A 17,204-nucleotide genomic window follows, 5' to 3' on the forward strand; every position below is an offset into this window, starting at 1 on the left:
CGGGGGTCTAGCCCAGGATCGTTCGCACTGCTACACACATAGTGTGACAGCCAAGAGCGCCGCCCCGTCGACCTTCCCGGACGCTTCCGCGCGGGCGCGGGCGCCGGCGCGGGGGCGGCTCCGACGGATCCTCGGGGCCCGCGGCCCGCGGTACACCGCCGTCCTGGCCGGCGCGTGGCTGCTCGCCGAGGGCCTGCGGCGGCTCGGTATCCCCGCACCCGCGTTGCTCGCGGCGCTGGTGCTCGGCGCGGCCCTGCGGCTGATGATCGGACGCGAGATCGCTGTACCCGCGGAGGTCAGCCGGTGGACGCAGGCCTTCATCGGCGTCATGCTCGGCGGCTACCTGAACCTCGAGGCCGTGCGGGCCGTCGGACCGGTTCTGGCGCCCTTCCTCCTCATCTCGGTCCTGACCATCGTGCTCTCCCTGGCCGCGGCGTGGATCCTGAGCCGCTGCGTCTCCGGGCTCGATCAGCGCACCGCGACGCTCGGCCTGATGGCGGGCGGTTCGTCGGCGGTGGTCACCCTGTGCGACGAGCTCGGCGCGCGGAAGGACGTCGTCGGGGTGATGCAGTACACGCGCGTCCTCCTGGTCAGCCTGACAGCGCCGTTCGTCATGACCGGCCTCGCCGGCGGTGCGAGCTCGTCCGCGCAGTCGAAGACCTTCGACCTGCAGATCGTGGGTCGGGGCGACCAGGTGGCGGGCCTGTCCACCGCGTTCGTCTTCGCGTTGGCCGGGATGTGGCTCGGCCGTCGGCTGCACCTGCCGGGCGGAGGGCTGATCGGTCCCATGCTCCTGGCCGCAGTGATCGGCGGGGCGGAACTCACCCGCGGCTTCGCGCCGCAGGGTGCGTTCAAGGAACTGCTGCTCATCGTCGTGGGGCTGGAGGTCGGGCTCATGTTCGACCGCCGGCTGCTGCGCAGGCTCGCGCACCTGCTGCCTGTGATCACCGCCGGGATCGTGGTGCTCTGCGGCCTGGTCGCGCTCCTCGCGGCGGCCGCGGCGGCGATCACCGGAGTGCCGATGGCCGACGCCTACCTGGCGACCACGCCGGGCGGGATCAACGCGGTCGTCGCCAGCGCCGCCGGGAGCGCGGAGGCCGATATGGCGCTGATCGCGACGGTCCAGAGCCTGCGCCTCGTCATCATCGTGCTCACGTTGCCGCTGGTGGTGGCGGCCATCAACCGGTGGTGGAGGCTCAAGGCCTCTCGCGCAGGCGCCACGACGCGTTGACGGGGCCGTGCCCCGCCCCGACGGGGTAGGCGGCCGCGAGGGAGCGGGTCACCCACTCCTTCCCGAAGGAGACGGCCTCGGGCACGTCGAAGCCGTGCGCCAGGGCGCAGACGGTGGCGGCCCCCAGGGTGTCGCCGGCGCCGTGATCGTGCCGGGTGCGCAGGCGGGGCGCCTCGAACTCGAGGAACTCGGCACCGTCGTACAGCAGGTCCGTACTGGTGGCGGCCGAGCGCAGGTGACCGCCCTTGACGAGCGCCCAGCGCGGTCCGAGGGCGTGCAGCGCCCGAGCGGCCTCGCGCTGCGTGGCTTCGTCGATGACGTCGATCCCGGTGATGAGCCGCACCTCGTCGAGATTCGGGGTGACGAGGTGGGCGAGCGGGAAGAGCCTGCGCAGCAAGGTCTCCAGCGCGTCCGGCGTGAGGAGTGGATCGCCGTGCTGCGAGGCGCAGACCGGGTCGACGAGGAACGGGATCGTGGTCCCGATCCCCACCTCTTCCGCGGTGTCGGCGATCGCGTCGATGATCGCCGCGGTCGCGAGCATCCCCGTCTTCGCGGCCCCGATCCCGATGTCCTGCACCACCGCCCGGATCTGTCCCGCGACCGTCTCGGGCGGGATCGGGTGGAACCCGGTGACGCCGAGGCTGTTCTGCACCGTGACCGCGGTGACCGCACAGGTGCCGTGGACGCCGGCGAGCGCGAAGGTCCGCAGGTCGGATTGGAGCCCGGCGGCCCCGCCCGAATCGGACCCGGCGATCGTCATCACCCGTACCGGGGTCTCGCCGTTCGCGGGGAGGGGAAGATGCTGCATTCGACGAGGGTAGCGCCGGACCCCGACGGCGGGTGAGCGGCGGGGCGGGGAGGGTAGCGCCGGAGCTCCGGGCGGAACGACGGTGCCGTCCCGGGGCGTTCACGTGAGCGTGGACAGGGCCCCGCACGCCGTGGTCGCGGTGGTCACCGCCGCGACCACCGCGAGCAGTCGCGGCGCGGCAGGCGGAGCCGCGGCCCGCAGCCGGGGTGCGCGGACGAGGGCCGCCACCAGCAGGCATGCCGCACTCGCGGCGGCGAACCCGGCGGTGACGATCCCGGTGCCGCCCGCGTCCCGCGCGTGGTGCACCAGCAGGGCGAGGCAGACCATGGCGGCGAGTGCGGTGCGGCGCCACGCGAGGATGGTGCGCTCGGGCTGGGCGCCGGGGTCGCGGGCGATCACGTGAGCGCCAGCACTGCGATCGAGGCCGCGGTGATCACGCAGGTGCCCAGCGCCAGGAGCGGGATCATCCGCGATTCGGGCAGCGGCGCGTCCGAGCGCATCGCGGTCTGGATCTGCCGCCACCGCCGGTAGGCGTTCCCGGCGAGCACGGTGGCGAGCGCCAGCAGGAGGAACGAGATCGCGGTGCGCCACGCGGGGGTGCCGAACCGGGTGGCGAGTTCGTTGACCGCCACACCTCCGGCGAGGAGGCCGAACGACGTCCGGATCCAGGCCAGGAACGTGCGCTCGTTGGCGAGGGTGAACCGGTAGTCGGGCTCGTGGTCGGTGGGCTCGCTCACGCGCGGGTCAGGGGCGGGACGACGTACTGCCCGTCGAGCATCGACTGCTGCGGCAGGTAGCACCGTAGGGTCAGTTCGAAGGTCGCCGCCGGCGAGGGGAGCCAGTTCGCCGTCGATGCGGGGCGCTCGTGCGAGACGGTGATGCTCAGACCGCCGTCCTCGTCGTGGACGAGCCCGGGCGTCCGGTCGCCGATCGAGTATCGATCGATCGGGTTGGGGATGAGGAAGTCCTCGTCGTCGTACAGGGTGATCGACCAGAACGCGTCGACGGGTGGCAGCCGGTCGGGCGGGAACCGGAGGACGTAGGTGTTACGGCCGTCCAGGCGGTCGCCCGCACCGTCGTAACCGGTGGTCGAGTAGATCGCCTCCTCCGCGGTCACGGCTCCGAGTCCGCGCAGCGCGATCGCCGCGCGCAGCACGTGGTCGGTGCCGTAGGAGCCGATGTCGAGGCGGTACGGCCACACCGGGTTCTGCGGTCCGCGCCGGCCGCTGCGGGACGAGAGCCACTCGTGTGCGAACTCCACGGACTTCACCAGGGCGTCACGCGTCGCGCCGGGCCGCAGCTCCTTCGACGGGGTGCGCCCGGGTTCGATGCCGGCTGCGGCGAGGCGCTCGAGAAGCGCGGTGTCGGAGACGGGCGGCGGGTTCCCCTCCAGCGCGGCGGCGAGTTCGTCGAAGAAGCCCAGGCCGGACTCGCCGATCGTGTGCGGCGACGATGCCGGAGCCGGCTCCGCGTCGGTGGCGGCGGGCGGGGGACCGGTGAGTTCGTACGTGCGGATCAGCGCCGACGCGGTCGGCAGGTCCTCGGGACCGTCGAGCACGGTGCGCCCGATCATCCACGCCATCGACGTCGGCGAGCGCAGAACCCGGGTACCGGACGGCGCATCGCCCGTCCAGTCGGGACCCGCGATGAGGAAGGTGCCGGGACCGCTGCCGGTGGTGCGGGTACCGACATAGGTGACCGTGTTGGTGTAGGCGTCGAGCACCTGGAAGCTGTAGTACCGGGGCACCTCGGGGACCGTCAGCCGTACGGGTTCGCCGGACAGGTCCAGCCAGGCGATCGAGTACAGCGTGTCGTTGTTCGGCTTCACCACCGCGCGGTCGCGATGGTCCCACAGCCGGTCGCCGTGCTGGAGGACGTTCACGGGCACCGTTCCGTGGCGGGTGGGGTCGGTGAAGACGCCCTTCGTGCGGGCCATGAGGACGAGGGGATAGCCCCAGAGGTAGGCCTCGACGCCGAGTTCGAACGCCGCGGCGGCTTCTTTCGCGACGCCGGAGGCATTGGAGAGCGATATGTCGGGGGAGCCGTTCGTGATCGTCGTCGAATTGTCCGCCATGAAATGCGCCTGCTCTCGGGAGAATCGAAGGTCCGGGTCCGGGAATCGATTCTTCCGATCGCAGTAATGGCGTGCAATGAGCCCTGATCACACCGTTCGGCGCGTGCATTGTGATCTGTCACACGTGCTGGCCGGGCGGTGCGATCTCCGGGGCGCGGGGCGGGGTCACCGCGACGGCCAGCGTCATCAGGTCGGTGCACAGGTGCACGTCCAGGCCGGTGAGTTCCCGGACCTTCGCCAGCCGGTTGTCGACGGTGTTCGGGTGCACCACCAGCGCGGTCGCGGTTCGCCTGCGGTCGAAGTCCGAGGCGAGGAACTCGCGCACCGTCGTGGCGAGTTCGGGGTGCGCGAACATCGGCGCACAGCGGGCGCGGATCGCGTCGAGGGACCGGCCGGGGGTGGACAGTTGCATCTCCAGCGCGACGTCCTCGTGCTGCAGTGCCGTGCGCGTGCGGCCGCTCCCCGCACCGACGGCGAGCACTTCCACCGCGAGTCGGCTCGCGCGGGGCAGGTCCGCGAGGTCGGAGGCCGGCTCGGTCGCGAGGAGTACATCCACCTCGACCGCGTCCGCCAGTCGGGCAGCCAGCGCCGGGCCGCCGGGGAGGGGGCCCTCGAGGAGGAGATGCGCCGAATCGGGGCGCACGTCGGCGAGCCTCAGACCGGGGAGCAGCCGGGTCAGGTGGGTCCGCAGGTAGCGGACTTTGCGCAGCTGGGCGGCCGTCCGTGCCGCGAGGTCCGGGGTCTGTTCCGCGCCGAGCGGGCCGAAGGCGGCCGCGACCGCCACCGGGTTCTCCGGCAGGAGCGACGAGGCGGTCGCCAGCGCCGGCTCGCCGCGGAACAGGGCGGCCAGCTCCGCGGCCTCCCGGGTGTCCTCGGCCCGGCCGCGGGTGTGGGCCTCGAACGCGGTGACCGCCTCCCGCAGGAGGTGGTCGTGCATGCGGCGGCACCGCGTCAGCGCCACCCGGAGCGTGTCGGGCGCGTCCGCCAGCTGGTCCTGCAGGGCATCGCTGAGCACCTCGAAGCTCGCGTGCCACGCCCGGATGTACTCCCGGACGGGGAGCCCCTCGCGGATCCGGTCCTCGCCGCCCTCGTGCCACGCATCGCCCCACGGCCCAGGCGGATCGGGATCCTCGGTGGGCCCGGCGATCGCCCGCACGCACAGGTCCATCACCCGTCGCGTGTTGTGCAGGGTCTGCCGGTACACGTGCGGCGGGGAGTGTCGGCGGTCGTACAGCGGGGTCTGTTCGACGTAGCGGTCCACGGAGGCGCGGGCCAACTCGTGCAGGCTGCCGCGCAGCCGAGCGACGGTCGCCTGCAGTCGCTCGTCCGATGAGTCGATACCGCCGCCCCCGGGCTGTGGAGCGTCGTTGGACATGTCCCCACCCTAGTGTGATCCATCACACTGCTTTGCTGAAACGTTGTGATCGCCACCGATGGCCGTTGTCGATCGCCGATGGCAGCCTTTGAGGCGGACATCGGATGCCACCACGAAAAGAGCGGCTTCATGACACGGACCATCGATTTCCCCGTTGAACCGGATCTCCCACTCGCAGGAATGCGGGTGATCGATTCCGGGCAATTCCTCGACGGGCCCACGGAGGTGCGGACCGATGCTGCCGCTGCTGGGTAAGCGCCTGCTCCACCTGCTCCCGGTGATGTTCGGCGTCAGTCTGCTCACGTTCCTGTTGCTGAACCTGCTGCCGGGAGACCCCGCGGCCAGCGTCCTGGGCGACGGGGCGACGCCCGAGGCGGTCGCCGCGCTCCGCGATCAGCTGGGCCTCGACGATCCGATGCTGCTGCGCTACTGGCACTGGCTGACCGGCGCGCTCGGGGGCGACCTGGGGGCGTCGCTCACCTCCGGATCACCGGTCACCGACCTGCTGCTGCAACGGCTGCCCGCCTCGCTCGAGATCATGCTGCTCGCGCAGCTCTTCGCGCTCCTGGCCGCCGTCCCCGTCGCCGTCGTCTCCGCGCGCAACCCGGGGTCCCTCCTGGACCGGCTGACCGGCCTGACCTCGTTCGCCGGCGTCGCGATGCCGCCCTTCCTCGTCGGCATGATCCTGGTGCTGGTGGTGGCCATCCCGTTCGGTCTGCCCGCCACCGGGTGGATCCCGATCACCGACGATCCGCTGATGAACCTGCGCACGGCGCTGCTGCCCGCACTCACTCTCTCGGTGGGCCTGTACGCGGTCTACATGCGGGTGCTGCGCGCCGATCTGGTGACGCAGCTCGGGCAGGAGGAGTACGTGACCACCGCCCGCGCCAAGGGGCTCGCTCGCGGCACCGTCATCGTGCGGCACGTGCTGCGGAACTCGGTCTTCCCCCTGGTCACCGTCGTCGGACTGAACATGGGGGCGCTGCTCGGCGGCGCGGTGATCGTCGAGACCTTGTTCGCGGTGCCGGGCCTCGGCAAGCTCATGATCGACGCGATCTACCAGCGCGACGTGGTCGTGGTCCAGGGCGCGGTCGTCGTCATCGCCATCGCCTTCGTACTCATCAACTTCGCGGTGGACGTCCTGTACGCCGCGCTGGATCCGAGGATTCGTCATGGTCGCGCAGCACAGTGATCCCACCGCGGCCGTCGTCCCCGGGGCCGTGGACACCGCGCCGGGGCGGACCCGCCGCCCGTCGATCGAGGTCCTGGTCCCCGGTGTCCTCCTGGCCCTGATCGCGGTCGCGTGTCTGGCGGCGCCGGTCCTGCCCGGAGTGCTCGACCCCGACCTGGGGATCCTCAACGGTGGCGAGGGCGCCTCGCGCATGAGCCCGTTCTCGCCCGGGCACATCCTGGGCACCGACGCGCTGGGCCGGGACCTGCTGTCCCGCTCGCTCTACGGCGGACGGATCTCGATCGTCGTCGGGCTGGGATCCGTGGCGGTCGGCATCCTCGTCGGCGGCTCCCTCGGCATCGCGGCGGGCTACTCGGGTGGGCGCGTGGACACCGTCGTGATGCGGATCCTCGATGTCTTCCTCGCCTTCCCCTCGCTGGTCCTCGCGCTGGTGGTGGCCACCTACCTGGGCCCGAGCGTCCCGAACCTGATCATCGCCATCTCGTTCTTCGCGATCCCGTCCTACGCCCGGATCGCGCGGGCCGGCGCCCTCGCCGTCCGGGAACGGGACTTCGTCCTCGCCGCCCGGCTGGCCGGGGCATCTTCCTGGCACGTCATCACCAAGCACGTCGCGCCGCGGGTGATCGGCTCGCTGCTGACCTACGGCCTGCTGATCTGCGGTATCGCGATCATCACGGAGGCCTCGCTCAGCTTCCTCGGACTCGGGATCCCGCCACCCACGCCGAGCTGGGGCTCCATGATCGCCGACGGCAAGTCCGACCTCAGCCGTGCGCCGCAGATCGTCCTCGTCCCGGGCATGTTCCTGTTCCTCACCGTCATGTCGCTGAACCTGCTCGCCGACGGCATCCGCAACCGCATCGACACCGAGGGGAGCTCCCGATGAGCACCGCGACCACACCGCTGCTGGCGGTCGAGGACCTCCGGGTCGAGTTCGCCGGCCCGCGCGGTCCCGTCACCGCCGTCAGTGACGTCTCGCTGCAGGTCGACCGCGGGCAGACCATCGCGATCGTCGGCGAATCCGGATCCGGCAAGTCGGTGACCGCCCGCACGGTGATGGGGCTCTCGGCGCCGCCCGGCAGGGTGGCGGCGGGGTCGGTCCGGCTGGACGGACGGGAACTGGTCGGACTGTCCGAGCGGGAGTGGCGAGCGGTGCGGGGCGCCCGGATCTCCATGGTCTTCCAGGACCCCATGCGCTCGCTGAATCCGACGATGAAGATCGGACGGCAACTGACGGAGGCGATCCGGCTGCATTCGGACCTGGACCGCAAGCAGGCCCGGGCCCGCGCCGTCGAACTGCTCGACGCGGTGCGGATCGCGGCGCCGGCCCGCCGGGTGGACGAGTACCCGCACCAGCTGTCCGGCGGCATGCGACAGCGCGTCATGATCGCGCTCGCGCTCAGCTGCAACCCCGACCTGCTGATCGCCGACGAGCCGACCACCGCCCTGGACGTCACCACGCAGCAGCAGATCCTCGACCTGATCGGGGAGATGCGGGCGGAGCTGGGCATGGCCGTCATGCTGATCACGCACGACATCGGCATCGCGGCGGAGTACTCCGACACCGTCTTCGTCATGTACGCCGGCCGGATCGTCGAATCGGCCCCCACGCGCACGCTGTTCAGCGACCCGCGGATGCCCTACACACGGGCGCTCCTCGACTCGATACCCGCGCTCGACGCGGACCGGGATCGTCCGCTCCCCGCGATCGAGGGCTCCCCGCCGGACCTGGCGCGGCTCGGGCCCGGATGCAGCTTCCAGCCGCGCTGCACCCGCGCACAGGAACGCTGCCGGACGGCGCAACCGCTCCTCACCCCGCACCGCGGCGGGCGCTCGTGGGCGTGCTGGCACCCCGTCGGATCGGAGAGCTGATGACGAACATCCTTGCCGCCCAGGACCACGACGCCGAGTCCGCCGGCGACGTCCTGCTCGACGTGCGGAACCTGACGCAGCGGTTCACGGTCCCGGGCCGGGACGGCGGCGTCGTCAGCGCCGTCGACGACGTCTCCTTCCGGATCCACCGGGGCGAGACCCTCGGCCTGGTCGGGGAGAGCGGCTGCGGCAAGTCGACGACGGCGCGGGCCGTGCTGCAGGCGCCGCGCCCGACCTCCGGGCAGGTGCTGTTCGACGGTGCCGACCTCGTGGGGGCTTCGAAGGCCGAGCTGCGTGCGCTCCGGTCGCAGATGCAGATGGTCTTCCAGGACCCGTTCTCCTCGCTCAACCCGGGGTGGAAGGTCCGCGACATCGTCGCCGAGCCGCTGGTCGTCCACCGGGTCGGCGACGCCGCGAGCCGCGCCGCCCGGGTGGGGGAGCTCCTCGATCTCGTCGGCCTCGATCCCGACCGCTTCGCGGACCGCACGCCCCGCCAGCTGTCCGGCGGCCAGGCGCAGCGCGTGGGGATCGCCCGAGCACTGGCGCTGAATCCGAAGCTGGTGGTCTGCGACGAGTCGGTGTCCAGCCTGGACGTCTCCGTGCAGGCGCAGATCCTCAACCTGTTCCGCCGACTGGGCCGGGAGCTGGGACTGACCTACCTGTTCATCGCGCACGATCTGGCCGTGGTCAGCTACATCAGCGACCGGATCGGGGTCATGTACCTCGGCAGGCTGGTGGAGATCGGGCCGCGGGACGCGATCTACGGATCGCCCGCCCACCCGTACACGTCGGCACTTCTCGACGCGGTCCCGAAGGTGGAGCCGGACGGCACGAGGCCGCCGCCTCTGCGCGGCGAGATCCCGTCGCCGCTGGCGCCGCCGTCCGGCTGTCGATTCCGTACGCGGTGCCCCCGCGCGACCGAGCTCTGTGCCGAGGAGACCCCGCCGCTGCGCGAGCTCGATCCCGGCCGCCGGGTGGCGTGCCACTTCCCGCTGACCATCGCCTCCCGCGCCGGGAGCATGAAGGAGGACACCCGATGAAGACCGACCGGTACAACGGCGAGACGCTCGGCACCGTCGTCGCGCCCAACGGCGCCGTCGCCGCCGCCGACCTCCACGCCGGTGCGCGGCGGCACCGGACCGCCGGCCTGGTGACCATCGCCGACGGTATCCATTCGTACGTGGGCGGTTCGATCGTGAACCGGACGTTCGTGGAGGGACCCGAGGGAGTCGTCGTGTACGACACCGGGACCGATCTCGAGGACGGTGAGCGGGCGATGGCCGCGCTGCGCTCGATCACCGACAAGCCCGTCGCCGCGATCATCTACAGCCACAACCACTACGCACACGGCGCCCGTGCCTTCCTGCCCGCGTCGGGGCCGCGGCCGCCGGTGATCGGCCACCCGGCTGTGAACGGGAACCTCGAGCGCGGCGCCGACGCCATGGACTTCCCCGAGGCCGCCCCGGCCCTCACCGTGCGGTTCCGGCGACAGTTCGCCGCCTACCTGCCCACCGAGGGCCCGGACGCGCCCGTCGGCGCGACCTACCCGGCCGCGTCGCCGCAGGGGACCCTCCCGGTGGACCGCCCGGTGGCCGACGGCGAGGAGATGACGATCGCCGGTCTGCGGGTGCGGTTCTCCACCCGGTACCGCACCGACTCGGACGACACCCTCACCGCCTGGTTCCCCGACCTGGGACTCGCGCTGAACAACTTCCTGTGGCCGACCATCCCGAACTTCTACGCCCTGCGCGGCACCGGCTACCGCGACCCGCAGTCGTGGCGCGACGGCCTCCTGCACCTGCGGGACCTGCGGCCCGAGTACCTGGTGAACACGCACGGGGCGCACCTGACCGGCGCGGAGGTGATCGCGGAGACGCTCGAGTCGTACGCCGACGCGGTCGCGTACACCCTCGACCAATCGCTGCGCGGCATCCTGCACGGGCTCGGTCCGGACGAGCTGCGGTCCTTCGTCCGGCTGCCCGAGTACCTGCGGGAGCAGCCGAGGAACCGCGACGGCTACGGCGAGACCCAGTACCAGCCGCCGTACGTGTACGAGCGGGTGTTCGGCTGGTTCGACGGCCGGCCGGAGAGCATCAACCCGCCCCCGCGCGAACTCGAGGCGCAGCGGATCGTCGAGGGCTTCGGCGGCGTCGGCGCCGTGCGCACCGCGGTGGAGGCGGCCCTCGAGCGCGAGGAGCTGTCGTGGGCCGCGGTCCTCGCGGGGCACCTGCTGTGCACCGACCCGTCGAACCCCGGCCACCGGGAGCTCAAGGCCCGCACCGTCCGCGCGCTCGGGCAGCGTGCCGGCGGCTCCATCGCCCGGCACTTCTACCTCAGTTACGCCCGGGAACTCGAAGGCGCCGTGCGGATCCCGCCCGCGGTACCCGTCACCGCCGAGGCGGTGCTCCGCGCCCCCGCCGCCCTGTCCATCGACCACCTGCGCGTCCGGCTGGACCCGGAGCGCAGCGGCGATACGGTGCGGATGGTGGCGATCGAGCTCACCGATGCCGGGGTGACCGCGGCCCTGCACGTCCGGCGCGCCGTGTGCGAGTTCGTACCGGATCCGGCCGCGCACCCGTACCCGCCCGACGTCACGGTGAGCATGGACCGCGCTACCTGGGCCGCCCTGTACGCGGGCGACCGCGACTGGGCGGACGCCGTCGCCGACGGTTCCGTGACGGTGCGGGCGGGGGCGGGAACGGCGGGACACGACGACGCCGCCGTCGTGGAGTTCTTCGGCCTGTTCGATCCCCAGCCGGGGGCGTCCGATGCGCATGCGTGAGTACCTCGGGTGGGCCCGGGCGATCGTTCTCGGATTGGCCGGCCTTCTCCTGCTGTCCGCCTGCGGGCAGGCGGCGATCCCCGGCGGTGGCCGCACCGATCCGCAGTACGGGGGCACCCTGACCGTCGGCGTCGAGGGCAGCTGGGTGTCGCTGGATCCGCTGCGCGCCACCACCTACGTCAGCTCCAGCGTGCTGCAGACGGTCTACGAGCCGCTGTTCGATCTGGACGCGGACGGCGAGACGGTGCCCAATCTGGCCGTGGGGTACGAGGTGAGCCCCGACGGCCTGCACTACACGGTGCGGCTGCGGGACGGCGTCCGCTTCCAGGACGGCGTGCCGTTCGACGCGGACGCGGTGGTGGTGAACGTGAACCGGATGAGCAACCCGAAGAACGGGTGCTCGTGCCTCGGTGAGATCGCCATGCTCGCCGGCGTCCGGACGGTGGACCCGCTCACCGTGGAGTTCTCGCTGAAGTACCCGCACTCGGGATTCCCGACGATGGTCCTGGCCTCCGCCGCCGGGCTCATGGCCTCGCCCAAGGCCATCGCGGAATCGGGCGGCGACCTGGGCGCGCGCCCCGTGGGTACCGGGCCCTTCGTCTTCGCCGGACAGGTGCCCGACAACTCGGTCCGGTTCACCCGGTGGAAGGACTACCGCGATCCCCGCCGGCCCTACCTCGACGCGGTCGAGTTCCGGGTGATCGCCGATATCGACTCCCGGTACTCGAGCCTGACCTCCGGCGCTGTCGACGTCGCCGAGAACATCTCGCCCACCTGGCTCAACGACGCGAAGCTGAACCGCGCGCTGCAGATCCGGGAGCAGGGGGCCGTGGGATCGAACTTCGTCATGTTCCAGAGCGGGCCCGGCTCGCCGTTCCAGGACCGGCGCGCGCGGCGGGCCGCGTGCATGGCGCTCAGCCCCGAGCTGATCGACGAGGCGCTGTTCGGCGGCGTCCGGCTCACGGGCCAGCAGTCGCCGTTCCCCACCGGAAGTCCGTACGACCTCGGCCCCGTGGCGGGGTACCCGCGCTACGACCCGCAGGGCGCGGCGGCACTCGTGAAGGAGCTCGGCGGGCTTTCGTTCGAGCTGCAGCTGACGGCGTCGCCGGACAACACCCGGATCGCGCAGGCCCTCCTGGCGCAGTGGGGCGTGGCGGGCATCAAGGCGACCATCCGGCCGATCGACCAGCCGACGCTGGTGGACAATTCGTTCGCCCACCGGTTCGACGCGATGCTCTACCGGTGGCGCGGTTCGATGGATCCCGACGGGAACGTGAGCCGGTGGTTCAGCAGTGCGGCGGCGACGCCGGGCAAGAAGAGCTCCAACTTCGTGCTCCTCGACGAACCCGAACTCGATCCGCTGATGCGCGCGGCCACCGTGCCGTCGGACAAGGATCAGCGGAAGGCGCTGTACCGCACCGTCTCCGAACGCCTCGCGGACAGCATGCCCTACTGCTACCTGTGGGGTGCGGACTGGCGCCGGGTGATGCGGGTCAATGTGCACGGCATCCCCGACCGGCCCGACAACATCATGCGGCTCATCGACGCGTACATCGTGAACTGACCCCACCGCGATTGAACACCGTTATGGAGAATCCGACCTGCGATTTACTCTCCGTAACGGTGTTCAATCGGCGATGGACCAGAGCGGGTTGACGGGGCCGTGGCCCGCGCCGAGCGGGTAGGCCCAGCGCAGGCCCTCGGTCACCCAGGCCTTGCCGAACTCGACGGCGGCGGGCACTGTCCGGCCGTGCGCGAGGGCCGCGGTGATGGCGGCGGCGAGTGTGTCGCCGCCGCCGTGATCGTGCCCGGTCGGGACGCGGGGCGCGGTGAACTCGACGGACTCCGCCCCGTCGGTGAGCAGGTCGGGGCTGTCCGGGTGATCCCTGAGATGGCCGCCTTTGACCAGCGCCCACTGGGCTCCGAGCGCCAGCAGCGCTTCCGCGGCGGTGCGCTGAGTGGCGGCGTCCACCACCTCGACGCCGGTGATCAGTCGGACCTCGTCGAGGTTGGGAGTGACCAGCGTGGCGCGGGGGATCAGGACCGACCGCAGCGCGTCGAGAGCCTCGGTGGCGAGCAGGGGGTCGCCGTGCATCGACGCGGCCACCGGGTCGACCACCAGCGGCACGGCGCGGCCGTGTCCGATGCTCTCGGCGTCGGCCGCGGCCGCCACCGCCTCGATGATCTCCGTGGACGCCAGCATCCCCGTCTTCGCGGCCTCGACGCCGATATCACCCGCGACGGACCGGATCTGCGCCGCCACGATCGCCGGCTCGACGCCGCGGAAGTCCTGCACGCCCACGGTGTTCTGCACCGTGACCGCGGTAACTGCCACACAGGCGTGCAGTCCGAGCACGGCGAAGGTCCGCAGGTCCGCCTGGATGCCCGCGCCCCCACCGGAATCCGATCCGGCGATGGTCAGCACCCGGCGCGGGGCGGTGCCCCGCGGTGCGGTCGGCAGGCGCGACGGTCCGCCGACCTCGACCTCGACCCGGCGCGGACCGCTCACGCGCGCACGGTGTCGAGCGGGATATACACGCGCCCACCGGCCTCGGCGAACTCCTGCGACTTGGCAGCCATGTCCGCGGCCAGCTTGGCGTCGATGTCCTCCTGTGTCACCAGGTTGTGCTCCTGCGCGTAGGCGCGCACGTCTGCGCTGATCCGCATGGAGCAGAACTTCGGCCCGCACATCGAGCAGAAGTGCGCCGTCTTCGCCGGCTCGGCGGGCAGCGTCTCGTCATGGAACTCGCGCGCGGTGTCCGGGTCCAGCGACAGGTTGAACTGGTCCACCCAGCGGAACTCGAAGCGCGCCTTGGACAGCTCGTCGTCGCGGGCCTGTGCGCCGGGATGTCCCTTCGCGAGGTCCGCGGCGTGCGCCGCGATCTTGTAGGTGATCACGCCCGTCTTGACGTCGTCGCGGTTCGGCAGGCCCAGGTGCTCCTTCGGCGTGACGTAGCAGAGCATGGCGGTGCCGGCCTGCGCGATGATCGCCGCGCCGATCGCGGAGGTGATGTGGTCGTACGCCGGCGCGATATCGGTGGCGAGCGGGCCGAGCGTGTAGAACGGCGCCTCCTCGCACAGCTCCTCCTCGAGCCGCACGTTCTCCACGATCTTGTGCATCGGGACGTGCCCGGGTCCTTCGATCATGACCTGCACACCATAGGATTTCGCGATCTTCGTCAGCTCGCCCAGGGTGCGGAGCTCGGCGAACTGCGCCTCGTCGTTGGCGTCCGCGATGGAACCCGGGCGCAGTCCGTCGCCGAGGGAGAAGGTCACGTCGTACTCGCGGAGGATCTCGCACAGCTCGCGGAAGTGCGTGTACAGGAAGGACTCCTCGTGGTGGGCGAGGCACCAGGCGGCCATGATCGATCCGCCGCGGCTGACGATGCCCGTCACCCGGTTCGCGGCGAGCGGCACGTAGCGCAGCAGCACGCCGGCGTGCACCGTCATGTAGTCGACGCCCTGCTCGCACTGCTCGATCACCGTGTCCCGGAAGATCTCCCAGGTCAGCTTCGTCGGGTCACCCTTGACCTTCTCGAGCGCCTGGTAGATCGGGACCGTACCGACGGGGACCGGCGCGTTGCGCATGATCCACTCGCGGGTCTCGTGGATGTCCTTGCCGGTGGACAGGTCCATGATCGTGTCGCCGCCCCAGCGGGTGGCCCACACCATCTTCTCGACCTCCTCGGCGATCGAGCTGGTCACGGCCGAGTTGCCGATGTTCGCGTTGATCTTCACCGCGAAGGCCTTGCCGATGATCGCCGGCTCCAGCTCGGGGTGCTTGCGGTTGGCGGGGATCACGGCGCGCCCGGCGGCGACCTCCGCGCGCACCTGCTCCGGCTCGAAGCCCTCCCGAGCGGCGACGAAACGCATCTCGTCGGTGATGATTCCCGCACGCGCCCACGCGAGTTGAGTGCTCGCACCGTCGACCGGAGCGGGCCGGTGCCAGCTGTCGCGGGTCTTCGGCAGGCCCTCGGCGAGATCGTGCAGCTGGTCCTCGGCGGTGTACTGCGTGTACGGGCCGGAGGTGTCGTAGACGTCGTGGTGGTCGCCGTTGGTCAGGGCGATCCGCCGGAACGGGACGTGGAGGTCAGCTCCGCCTTCCGGGACACCGGAGACGGTGCGGTAGCGCTTCTCGGACCCCTCGATCGGGCCGACGGTGACGGTGGAGACGGGGGCTGAGACGGAAACAGACATACGGGACTCCTCTTCCCTACGCCGGCATTACCCGGACAGGTTCGTACGGTCGACGCCCGCTCTAGACGTCCTCTCAGCTCGCTGCGGCGAGCTCCCGATGGTGTGCGTCACCGAGCGTAACGCACACTTCGGCGGAGGTCACGGGTTCGGTGCTCACTCGATCCGTGTGATGCCTGCGCGGACCTGCGTTCGTGACCGGCGAACGCCGGGGCGGAATCGCCGTATCAGGGACGCTCCGGCCCGAGGAGTGTGGGGAACCGCCGGCAGAGCAGGAGCGCGATCTCGACGTCGAGGCGGCCGTCTTCGAGGGGGCGGCCGCGGCGTTCGATCGCTTTGCGGACGCGGTATTTCACGGTGTTGGTGTGCAGGTGGAGGATGGGTGCGGCGTTGGTGAAGCTGGAGCCGGCTTCGAGATAGACCTGGAGCGAGTGACGTAGGTGGGCATCGGATTCGGTGGGTTCGGCGAGGGGGCCGAGGACTTCGCGGATCCAGACGCCGGCGGTGGAGAGATCGCCGTCGAGCATGGCGGCGATCACCACGCCGGTGTCGTCGCTCGCCACCGTGACCCTGTCGTCGCCCGGTGCGCGGAGCGCCACCGCGCGGGCCTGCAGGGCGAGCTCGTGGGAGCGGACGAACCCCGCGACACCCCGACGCGGTGAGCCGATCGCCAGCGAGGGCGCACGATCCTCGGTCGCGCCGAGGTGGCGGAGGGCCTCGACCGCACCGTCGGCGGCCGCCGCAGGGAGCGGGATCCAGCCCCACGCGGTCTGCCGATCGTGCGCCATGAACAGCGGCGCCGCCGATGCGCCGAGCTGCGTGGCCGCGTGGCGGAGGAATCGTTCCATACCGGTGAGCTCGCCGCGTTCGAGCTCCGGCCGCGAATACCACATGATCACGGCGAGGCTGCGCTCGCGCAGCGGGTAGCGCAGGGTCCTCATCAGTTCGTCGATCGCGTGGGAGTCGGTGTTGCCGGCGAGGATTCGGCGCACCTGATCGTCCCGGATGCGGGCGCGGCTCTCGCGCCACCGGCCGAGTTCCTGGCGGTACTCCTCGATCACCTGCTCGGAGATCCAGTCGATGTACTGCGAGGTCGCCGTGAAGGTGGCCTCGAAGACTTCGAGTGCGGATTCGGGGTCGAGTCCGCCGGCCCGGATCTCGGCGAAGACGAGCCGGAGGAGTTCTTGTTGGCCGAGGCGGTAGGCGCGGACGAGGGCGTTGGGAGTGACGTCGTGCTGGGCGAGGCGTCGGGCGTATTCGACGGCCGCGACGGGGGCGGTGACGCCGGAGACGGTGATGCCGTGCCGGATGGCGGTGAGGATGGTCGCGATGTTGCCTTCGACGCTGGCGCGGAGGAGCTCGACGAGTTGGGTGTCGCCCCGCAGTTCGGGGATCTGGGCGACGATCACGTCCCGGACGGCATCGGTGATGCCGGCGAGCCGGGGCTCCATGCGCGCGGCTACCGCGCCCGCGGCGGAGTTCGGCTCGGACGGTGCGTCGGGGTGGTCCGGCATGGCTTCCGAGCGTAGCGATCGGGCGCTGTCCCGGGTGCTGATCCGCGGGAATCCGTTCGCGTTCGCTATCGGCTGGAGTTGTCGGTCGGCGACAAAGGGCACTGGAACGTTGGCGGTTACGGACGATGTGACTGCGGTCACGCCGCCATAGATTTCTCGGTGAGC

General features: G+C 71.3%; 15 protein-coding genes and 1 riboswitch. Of the genes, 7 read left to right on the forward strand and 8 right to left on the reverse strand.

Features of this window, described 5'->3' with window-relative positions:
• The first annotated feature begins 43 nt into the window (after positions 1 to 43).
• Positions 44 to 1,231, forward strand: a complete 1,188-nt coding sequence (locus tag AC21LY_RS03770; RefSeq protein WP_489044985.1) for an AbrB family transcriptional regulator — start codon at positions 44 to 46, stop codon at positions 1,229 to 1,231.
• Here AC21LY_RS03770 and thiD (AC21LY_RS03775) read toward each other — a convergent pair.
• The 5 genes from thiD (AC21LY_RS03775) to AC21LY_RS03795 all read right to left on the reverse strand — a co-directional run bounded on the left by thiD (AC21LY_RS03775) (position 1,197) and on the right by AC21LY_RS03795 (position 5,488).
• Entirely contained in the window at positions 1,197 to 2,039 is an 843-nt protein-coding gene (gene thiD / locus AC21LY_RS03775) for a bifunctional hydroxymethylpyrimidine kinase/phosphomethylpyrimidine kinase (protein ID WP_489044986.1), read from the reverse strand. The two genes, AC21LY_RS03770 and thiD (AC21LY_RS03775), sit on opposite strands and share 35 nt — an antisense overlap.
• 99 nt (positions 2,040 to 2,138) lie before the next feature.
• Positions 2,139 to 2,438, reverse strand: coding sequence for a DUF202 domain-containing protein (locus AC21LY_RS03780; protein ID WP_489044987.1), 300 nt, complete (start codon positions 2,436 to 2,438; stop codon positions 2,139 to 2,141).
• Positions 2,435 to 2,776, reverse strand: a complete 342-nt coding sequence (locus AC21LY_RS03785; protein WP_489044988.1) for a YidH family protein — start codon at positions 2,774 to 2,776, stop codon at positions 2,435 to 2,437. Before AC21LY_RS03785 ends, AC21LY_RS03780 begins: the two co-directional genes overlap by 4 nt.
• Positions 2,773 to 4,113 carry a DUF1254 domain-containing protein gene (locus AC21LY_RS03790; RefSeq protein WP_489044989.1) on the reverse strand — a complete coding sequence of 447 codons (1,341 nt, stop codon included), beginning with the start codon at positions 4,111 to 4,113 and terminating at the stop codon, positions 2,773 to 2,775. Before AC21LY_RS03790 ends, AC21LY_RS03785 begins: the two co-directional genes overlap by 4 nt.
• Before the next feature lie 118 nt (positions 4,114 to 4,231).
• Entirely contained in the window at positions 4,232 to 5,488 is a 1,257-nt protein-coding gene (locus AC21LY_RS03795) for a PucR family transcriptional regulator (protein WP_489044990.1), read from the reverse strand.
• Positions 5,489 to 5,723: 235 nt separating this feature from the next.
• Here AC21LY_RS03795 and AC21LY_RS03800 point away from each other — a divergent pair, with 235 nt between their 5' ends.
• The 6 genes from AC21LY_RS03800 to AC21LY_RS03825 are packed head-to-tail and all read left to right on the forward strand — an operon-like array spanning position 5,724 to position 12,895.
• The gene (locus tag AC21LY_RS03800; protein WP_489044991.1) at positions 5,724 to 6,680 is read left to right on the forward strand and encodes an ABC transporter permease; all 957 of its coding nucleotides are present in this window, start codon (positions 5,724 to 5,726) and stop codon (positions 6,678 to 6,680) included.
• Positions 6,661 to 7,563 (forward strand): ABC transporter permease, encoded by a 903-nt coding sequence (locus tag AC21LY_RS03805; RefSeq protein ID WP_489044992.1) that lies wholly within the window; start codon positions 6,661 to 6,663, stop codon positions 7,561 to 7,563. The genes AC21LY_RS03800 and AC21LY_RS03805 overlap by 20 nt, the downstream gene beginning before the upstream one ends.
• Complete coding sequence (locus tag AC21LY_RS03810; protein ID WP_489044994.1) at positions 7,560 to 8,549, forward strand: ABC transporter ATP-binding protein; 990 nt, start codon at positions 7,560 to 7,562, stop codon at positions 8,547 to 8,549. The genes AC21LY_RS03805 and AC21LY_RS03810 overlap by 4 nt, the downstream gene beginning before the upstream one ends.
• The gene (locus AC21LY_RS03815) at positions 8,549 to 9,589 is read left to right on the forward strand and encodes an ABC transporter ATP-binding protein (protein ID WP_489044995.1); all 1,041 of its coding nucleotides are present in this window, start codon (positions 8,549 to 8,551) and stop codon (positions 9,587 to 9,589) included. The genes AC21LY_RS03810 and AC21LY_RS03815 overlap by 1 nt, the downstream gene beginning before the upstream one ends.
• Positions 9,586 to 11,331: an alkyl sulfatase dimerization domain-containing protein gene (locus AC21LY_RS03820; RefSeq protein WP_489044996.1), complete on the forward strand. Its 1,746-nt coding sequence runs from the start codon at positions 9,586 to 9,588 to the stop codon at positions 11,329 to 11,331. Before AC21LY_RS03815 ends, AC21LY_RS03820 begins: the two co-directional genes overlap by 4 nt.
• Positions 11,324 to 12,895: an ABC transporter substrate-binding protein gene (locus AC21LY_RS03825; protein ID WP_489044997.1), complete on the forward strand. Its 1,572-nt coding sequence runs from the start codon at positions 11,324 to 11,326 to the stop codon at positions 12,893 to 12,895. Before AC21LY_RS03820 ends, AC21LY_RS03825 begins: the two co-directional genes overlap by 8 nt.
• Before the next feature lie 63 nt (positions 12,896 to 12,958).
• Here the strand turns inward: AC21LY_RS03825 and thiD (AC21LY_RS03830) are convergent, their stop codons facing one another.
• The 3 genes from thiD (AC21LY_RS03830) to AC21LY_RS03840 form a co-directional block, all read right to left on the reverse strand.
• Complete coding sequence (gene thiD / locus AC21LY_RS03830) at positions 12,959 to 13,840, reverse strand: bifunctional hydroxymethylpyrimidine kinase/phosphomethylpyrimidine kinase (protein ID WP_489044998.1); 882 nt, start codon at positions 13,838 to 13,840, stop codon at positions 12,959 to 12,961.
• Positions 13,837 to 15,528 (reverse strand): phosphomethylpyrimidine synthase ThiC, encoded by a 1,692-nt coding sequence (gene thiC / locus AC21LY_RS03835; RefSeq protein ID WP_489044999.1) that lies wholly within the window; start codon positions 15,526 to 15,528, stop codon positions 13,837 to 13,839. Before thiC ends, thiD (AC21LY_RS03830) begins: the two co-directional genes overlap by 4 nt.
• Positions 15,525 to 15,636: riboswitch (TPP riboswitch) on the reverse strand. It overlaps the preceding gene by 4 nt.
• A gap of 116 nt (positions 15,637 to 15,752) precedes the next feature.
• Positions 15,753 to 17,039 carry a PucR family transcriptional regulator gene (locus AC21LY_RS03840; RefSeq protein ID WP_489045000.1) on the reverse strand — a complete coding sequence of 429 codons (1,287 nt, stop codon included), beginning with the start codon at positions 17,037 to 17,039 and terminating at the stop codon, positions 15,753 to 15,755.
• Positions 17,040 to 17,204 lie beyond the last annotated feature (165 nt).

The sequence above is a fragment of the Tsukamurella sp. II2bb genome (assembly GCF_057815145.1).

Bases quoted from the DNA above. Each gene is read 5' to 3' on its own strand.
- AC21LY_RS03805 (WP_489044992.1), top strand. From the start codon at position 6,661: ATGGTCGCGCAGCACAGTGATCCCACCGCGGCCGTCGTCCCCGGGGCC.
- AC21LY_RS03840 (WP_489045000.1), bottom strand. From the start codon at position 17,039: ATGCCGGACCACCCCGACGCACCGTCCGAGCCGAACTCCGCCGCGGGC.
- AC21LY_RS03825 (WP_489044997.1), top strand. From the start codon at position 11,324: ATGCGTGAGTACCTCGGGTGGGCCCGGGCGATCGTTCTCGGATTGGCC.
- AC21LY_RS03795 (WP_489044990.1), bottom strand. From the start codon at position 5,488: ATGTCCAACGACGCTCCACAGCCCGGGGGCGGCGGTATCGACTCATCG.
- thiC (WP_489044999.1), bottom strand. From the start codon at position 15,528: ATGTCTGTTTCCGTCTCAGCCCCCGTCTCCACCGTCACCGTCGGCCCG.
- AC21LY_RS03800 (WP_489044991.1), top strand. From the start codon at position 5,724: ATGCTGCCGCTGCTGGGTAAGCGCCTGCTCCACCTGCTCCCGGTGATG.
- AC21LY_RS03810 (WP_489044994.1), top strand. From the start codon at position 7,560: ATGAGCACCGCGACCACACCGCTGCTGGCGGTCGAGGACCTCCGGGTC.
- thiD (WP_489044986.1), bottom strand. From the start codon at position 2,039: ATGCAGCATCTTCCCCTCCCCGCGAACGGCGAGACCCCGGTACGGGTG.
- AC21LY_RS03790 (WP_489044989.1), bottom strand. From the start codon at position 4,113: ATGGCGGACAATTCGACGACGATCACGAACGGCTCCCCCGACATATCG.
- AC21LY_RS03820 (WP_489044996.1), top strand. From the start codon at position 9,586: ATGAAGACCGACCGGTACAACGGCGAGACGCTCGGCACCGTCGTCGCG.
- AC21LY_RS03815 (WP_489044995.1), top strand. From the start codon at position 8,549: ATGACGAACATCCTTGCCGCCCAGGACCACGACGCCGAGTCCGCCGGC.